Here is a 2,852-nt window from a genome sequence, read left to right on the forward strand (position 1 = left end):
CGATCCGTCACAATTTAACTCATGTACATCCCGCCGTTCACCGGGATTGTAGCCCCAGTCACGTATGCCGCACCGTCAGATGCCAGGAAAGTGACCACATTCGCGATCTCTTGAGCCTGGCCCAAACGACCCAGCGGAATCTGCGTCAGCAAGGCTTCACGCTGTGCTTGCGGCAGTTCGCGGGTCATATCGGTGTCGATGAACCCTGGGGCCACCGAGTTGACCGTAATCGAACGCGAACCGACTTCACGGGCCAGTGCACGGCTGAAACCTTCCAGACCGGCCTTGGCCGCGGCATAGTTTACTTGGCCTGCGTTGCCCATGGCACCCACTACGGAGCCAATATTGATAATTCGGCCCCAACGCGCCTTGGTCATGCCGCGCAAAACGCCTTTGGACAGCCGAAACAGACTGTTCAGGTTGGTATCGACAACGTCATGCCACTCGTCGTCTTTCATGCGCATCATCAGGTTGTCGCGGGTGATACCGGCGTTGTTCACCAGAATAGCCGGTGCGCCGAACTGTGCAGTGATTTCAGCCAATACAGCCGCAACCGACTCATCGCTGGTCACGTTCAGCTCAAGGCCGGTGCCCTGCACGCCGTTTTCCTTCAGGGTCGCGGCGATACGCTCGGCGCCCGAAGCGGACGTGGCGGTGCCGATCACAATGGCGCCCTGACGGCCCAGTTCCAGGGCGATCGCCTGGCCAATGCCACGGCTGGCGCCGGTAACCAGTGCAACTTTACCTTGCAGACTCATGCAGGCTTCTCCTCAAATCAGGGGTTCAGGCCAGCGCCGCGCGAGCGGCAGCGAAGGCGTCAGGGGTATTCAGGTTGGCGGTCGACACGCCGTCGGCGCAGCGCTTGTTCAGGCCAGCCAGGACTTTGCCCGGGCCGCACTCGACCAGTGTGGTGGCGCCATTGGCAGCCAGGGTCTGGACTGACTCAACCCAGCGCACAGGCTTATAGAGTTGCTCCAGCAGGTCGCGCTTGAGGATGTCGAGGTCGGCGGCCACGGCCGCGCTGACGTTCTGCACCAGCGGGATCTGCGGCGTCTGCCAGTTGATGGCAGCGATGGATTCGGCAAAGCGCTCGGCAGCCGGGCGCATCAGCTCGCAGTGCGACGGCACGCTCACCGGCAACGGCAGCGCACGCTTGGCGCCACGCGCCTTGCACAGCTCTATGGCGCGTTCAACGGCCGCCTTGGCACCGGCGATCACCACCTGGCCCGGAGAGTTGAAGTTCACGGCGCTGACCACTTCGCCTTGCGCCGCTTCAGCGCAGGCGTCGATCACCACGGCATCGTCCAGACCCAGGATAGCGGCCATGCCGCCCTGCCCGGCCGGAACGGCTTCCTGCATCAGTTGACCACGGCGCTCGACCAGCTTGACCGCTTCAGCGAGGGTCAGGCTGCCCGCAGCCACCAGGGCGCTGTATTCGCCCAGGCTGTGACCGGCAACAAATGCCGGGCGCGCGCCGCCTTCAGCCAGCCACACGCGCCACAGGGCGATCGAGGCGGTCAGAATGGCCGGCTGGGTTTTGTCGGTTTGATTGAGTTGCTCTTCCGGCCCTTGCTGGGCCAGTGCCCACAGGTCGTAACCCAGGGCATCGGAAGCTTCCTTGAAGGTTTCCAGGATCAGTGGATATTGCGCGCCCAGCTCGGCCAACATGCCGAGGGACTGCGAACCCTGCCCTGGAAAGACGAATGCGAGGGATGTAGACATGTAACAAGCCCCTAATGATCTGGTCGTCAAAAATGCGCATGCCTACGGTGGCAGCGAACGAAACTGACAGATTGGATGGTCAATTGAACTGGCCGGTCACATTTAAGCATTCCCGAGCCAATTCGCCTAAGGCAACAGATCCTCAAGACGGCCGTGCAAGCGTTGCGGCAAGTTTTCCTGGATCTCGATCAAGGCCCGCGCAATCGCACTCTGAAAGCCCTGCACACCCGCCGAACCGTGGCTTTTTATCACGATGCCCTGCAAGCCCAAAAAGCTTGCGCCGTTGTGCCGTGCCGGTGCCAGGTCAGCCTGCAAGCGGCGCATCAACGGCAGCGCGAGTGCGCCAACCATGCGCGACGCCAGATTGCGCTTGAACAACGCCTCGATGCGCGTGGCAATCATGGTCGCCAGGCCTTCGCTGGACTTGAGCAGGATATTCCCGACAAACCCGTCGCACACCACCACGTCCGCCTCGCCCCGGTACACGCCATCACCTTCGACAAAACCGATGTAGTTCACGCCGCGCGCGCCTTGCAGCAAGGTCGCGGCAAGCTTGACCTGCTGATTGCCCTTGATGTCCTCGGTGCCGATATTCAACAAGGCCACACGAGGCCGGGCCACACCCAGCGCCTCAGCGGCCACCGAGCCCATCACTGCAAACTGGAGCAAGTGCTCGGCGCTGCAATCAACGTTCGCGCCCAGGTCCAACAGCTGGCAATAACCGTTCTGCGTCGGAATCGCCGCCACCATCGCCGGCCGGTCGATTCCGGGCAACGTCTTGAGCACATGCCGTGACAACGCCATCAACGCCCCGGTGTTGCCGGCGCTGACACAGGCTTGCACCTTGCCATCACGCAGCAGCTCAAGGGCCACCCGCATTGAAGAGTCGGGCTTGCCACGCAGGGCTGCCGCAGGCTTGTCATCCATGGTGATGGTTTCGCTGGCTGGCGTAATCGTCAGGCGCGCGCGATCCACTGCCGGATGGCTGGCAATCAGTTCTTCAAGAAGGGAGGGTTGACCGACGAGGGTCAGGTGCAGCGAGGGTGTAGCAGTCAGGCTGGCAATGCAGGCCTGAACAATGCTGCGGGGACCGAAGTCCCCGCCCATTGCGTCTATCGCGATGACTAGAG

The 2,852-nt window shown here is 62.2% G+C and carries 3 protein-coding genes; all 3 read right to left on the bottom strand.

Annotation, left to right across the window (positions count from 1 at the left end; translation table 11 throughout):
- Positions 1–14 precede the first annotated feature (14 nt).
- The 3 genes from fabG to plsX all read right to left on the bottom strand — a co-directional run bounded on the left by fabG (position 15) and on the right by plsX (position 2,844).
- Positions 15–758 carry a 3-oxoacyl-ACP reductase FabG gene (fabG, locus tag ACP7A2_RS27050; RefSeq protein ID WP_426136839.1) on the bottom strand — a complete coding sequence of 248 codons (744 nt, stop codon included), beginning with the start codon at positions 756–758 and terminating at the stop codon, positions 15–17.
- A gap of 25 nt (positions 759–783) precedes the next feature.
- Positions 784–1,722: an ACP S-malonyltransferase gene (gene fabD, locus ACP7A2_RS27055; protein ID WP_426136841.1), complete on the bottom strand. Its 939-nt coding sequence runs from the start codon at positions 1,720–1,722 to the stop codon at positions 784–786.
- Between the two features lie 126 nt (positions 1,723–1,848).
- Positions 1,849–2,844: a phosphate acyltransferase PlsX gene (gene plsX / locus ACP7A2_RS27060; protein ID WP_426136843.1), complete on the bottom strand. Its 996-nt coding sequence runs from the start codon at positions 2,842–2,844 to the stop codon at positions 1,849–1,851.
- Positions 2,845–2,852: the final 8 nt, after the last annotated feature.

Origin of the sequence: Pseudomonas sp. PWP3-1b2 (assembly GCF_049896045.1) — a bacterium.
Classification (GTDB): domain Bacteria; phylum Pseudomonadota; class Gammaproteobacteria; order Pseudomonadales; family Pseudomonadaceae; genus Aquipseudomonas; species Aquipseudomonas antarctica_B.

Coding starts and splice junctions, on each gene's coding strand:
- fabG (WP_426136839.1), bottom strand. CDS start 758: ATGAGTCTGCAAGGTAAAGTTGCACTGGTTACCGGCGCCAGCCGTGGC.
- fabD (WP_426136841.1), bottom strand. CDS start 1,722: ATGTCTACATCCCTCGCATTCGTCTTTCCAGGGCAGGGTTCGCAGTCC.